This window comes from Aminobacter sp. P4_H6_2 (assembly GCF_056400805.1).
On sequence record NZ_JBFUKO010000788.1, the window covers coordinates 1 to 2,205 of the forward strand.

General features: G+C 61.7%; 5 protein-coding genes. All 5 read right to left on the minus strand.

Annotated features, from left to right (window positions below; translation table 11 throughout):
* A partial coding sequence (locus AC1DUU_RS30125; RefSeq protein ID WP_476786981.1) for a hypothetical protein occupies positions 1 to 215 on the minus strand: 215 nt, incomplete at its 3' end.
* Positions 212 to 661 carry a hypothetical protein gene (locus tag AC1DUU_RS30130; RefSeq protein WP_476786982.1) on the minus strand — a complete coding sequence of 150 codons (450 nt, stop codon included), beginning with the start codon at positions 659 to 661 and terminating at the stop codon, positions 212 to 214. The genes AC1DUU_RS30125 and AC1DUU_RS30130, both read right to left, overlap by 4 nt.
* 9 nt (positions 662 to 670) lie before the next feature.
* Positions 671 to 1,486 carry a ribonuclease H family protein gene (locus tag AC1DUU_RS30135; protein WP_476786983.1) on the minus strand — a complete coding sequence of 272 codons (816 nt, stop codon included), beginning with the start codon at positions 1,484 to 1,486 and terminating at the stop codon, positions 671 to 673.
* Positions 1,483 to 1,848, minus strand: coding sequence for a hypothetical protein (locus AC1DUU_RS30140; RefSeq protein WP_476786984.1), 366 nt, complete (start codon positions 1,846 to 1,848; stop codon positions 1,483 to 1,485). Before AC1DUU_RS30140 ends, AC1DUU_RS30135 begins: the two co-directional genes overlap by 4 nt.
* Positions 1,845 to 2,205, minus strand: a 361-nt coding sequence (locus AC1DUU_RS30145; protein WP_476786985.1) for a hypothetical protein, incomplete at its 5' end; no start/stop codon positions are given. The genes AC1DUU_RS30145 and AC1DUU_RS30140, both read right to left, overlap by 4 nt.

Consider the following 2,205-nt stretch of genomic DNA (forward strand, 5'->3'; position numbering starts at 1 on the left):
ATCCATGCCTTTTCCCATTCCTTCAAAGGATCGTCGCCGTCGAGCAGCTTCTCCTTTCGATCCCCTGTGCGGCGGCGGCTGTTGATGTCGGCAAGATCGTGCATCCACGGCAGCACATACCCGCCTGTGGTTTCCTTCATGCCCCGGACCTGTGGCAGCTTCCGCTCTGTCTCGGCGGCACGAATGAACATCTCGGCAATGTCGGCTTCGGTCATGACGGCATCCTTCTGTCGTCCAGGAAATCGGGCTGGGTGGATCGGGGGCCGTAAGCCCGCCAAATCCGTTCGTAGATCATGCCGGCAAGCGCTGACCGCACTGGCACAAAACCCCTCATCTCGTGCGCTACGGCCTGCAGCTCGCCGACGGGACACATGTCCCAGACTTGAAACCACTTCTCCGGGTCCGCCTCTTGGTGATGCCGGCAGGCAAGCAAGAGATCGGAGGCAGCACCGATGCACTCAGCCTCAAGGCTGGCCTTGTTGTTGGCCGTCTCGGTGAGCGTGCTCATGACGATGCGTGCATGCCCAATGCCGCGGCGATCGATCATCCTGCGGATCGCTGCGACGGCTCGCGTCTCGCCAATGCGCGGATAGGTGTGCTTGGGGACGATACGCACACCAAATTCATCGCAAAGCGCTTGGACGTGGGCTGGGATGCTCATCCTCGGCCCTCAGATGGCATAGACGAGTTGCTGTTCGATCAGGGACGGCTCTCGCCGGGGCAAGACCTGCTCCCGTCCCATCTCGGCCAACTCGTCGGCGCGCTCGTTGCCAAGCATGCCGGCGTGGCCTTTGACCCATTCCAGCGTGATCGGCACCAGTGAAAGCGCGTGGTCGAGCGCCTGCCATAGCTCGAGGTTGGCGACTGCGGCATTCTCCGGCTTCGCGTTCGGCCCGCCACGCCGCCAGCCCTTGGCCTTCCATCCCAGCATCCATTCATTRCAGCCTTTGACGGTGTATTGACTGTCCGAAAGCAAGCGAACCGGCTCGATGACACCACGCTCGGCAAACCAACGCAGGGCCATCAGCGCGGCCGTCAACTCCATCGTCTGATTTGTCGCCTCGAGCTCGCCACCGCAATCCGAATGGATCTCGACACCGTCGCGGTAGACCGCGAAGCCCCAGCCACCGATGCCGGGGTTTGGGTGGCAGGCACCATCAGCGTAGATGACCAGGCCGGGCGGTACGTGGCTTTCGAAACCGTTCTGGCGTGGAACGGTCCTTTGCTTTGGGTTCCTGCTCCCTATCTGGGGACGCTCCCCAGATGGTCGGTCTCTGGAAACGCTTCCAGTGACGATCCGCGCCTGGATGTCTTGCAACACGCCCATGCACGACGTGCCTTTGGCAGGGAACTTGATCCGCGTTCCGGCGAGCTGCTGCGCCATAAACGCAGCCTGGCGCTCAGATTTCACCGCGGCGATATCGAGACCCTGCAACCGAAGCCAGTCGAGGAGCGCGTTGAGACGTTGGGGAAATTGATAGGTCATTCCGTGCGCTCCCCTTCACTCATGCGTACCGCTTTCATCACACGAGCGCTGAACGCTGCTTCGAGATCGGGGAGGATGTCGTCATACTCGACTTCGCCGGCCGCTATCTTCTGGGCCAGGTCAGGCCTCAGGATCTCAACGGCATGCGAGCGGAGAGTGAGCGCCGGATGGATGCGCAAGGCATCAGCCGTACGCTTCAATTCCGTGAGCTTGCCGGTGCGATGTGCTCGGACGCGACAAGCGGGTGAACAGGTCAACTGGTCACGCCTAGTCGCCTCATAGAGGGTTTCACAGCAAGGGCAGTACGAGATGATGTAACGGTTCGGCCCATCCGTTACAGGCGCATGCTCCGGTCGGGTCATGATGCCACTCCAAAGATGTGCGGCAACGCTGCCTGCACCTTGGCGAGCGCATCGGCACGGGTTTTCGCTGCGAAGTCTGAGATCAGCCGCGCCGTCTCTTCCTGAATGGCTCGGTCGGCGGCAAAGCCGATGGTGAACAGCTTGTCGCGGAGGGTAAGCATCTCGCCGGCGGTGCTCGCAGCAGCGACCACGAGGTAGCGGTACTGTCGGCGACCGCCAGCCTGGAATGTCTTGGGCATGACACGCTCAACCTGCAAGACATCGAATTGCTCGTGTGGTCGGCGTAGGCAGTCCCAGCCGGAGCCGCCACGAGCGAGGATCTCAAGGGAGCGACTGAGATCGTCATCGGGCATGAAG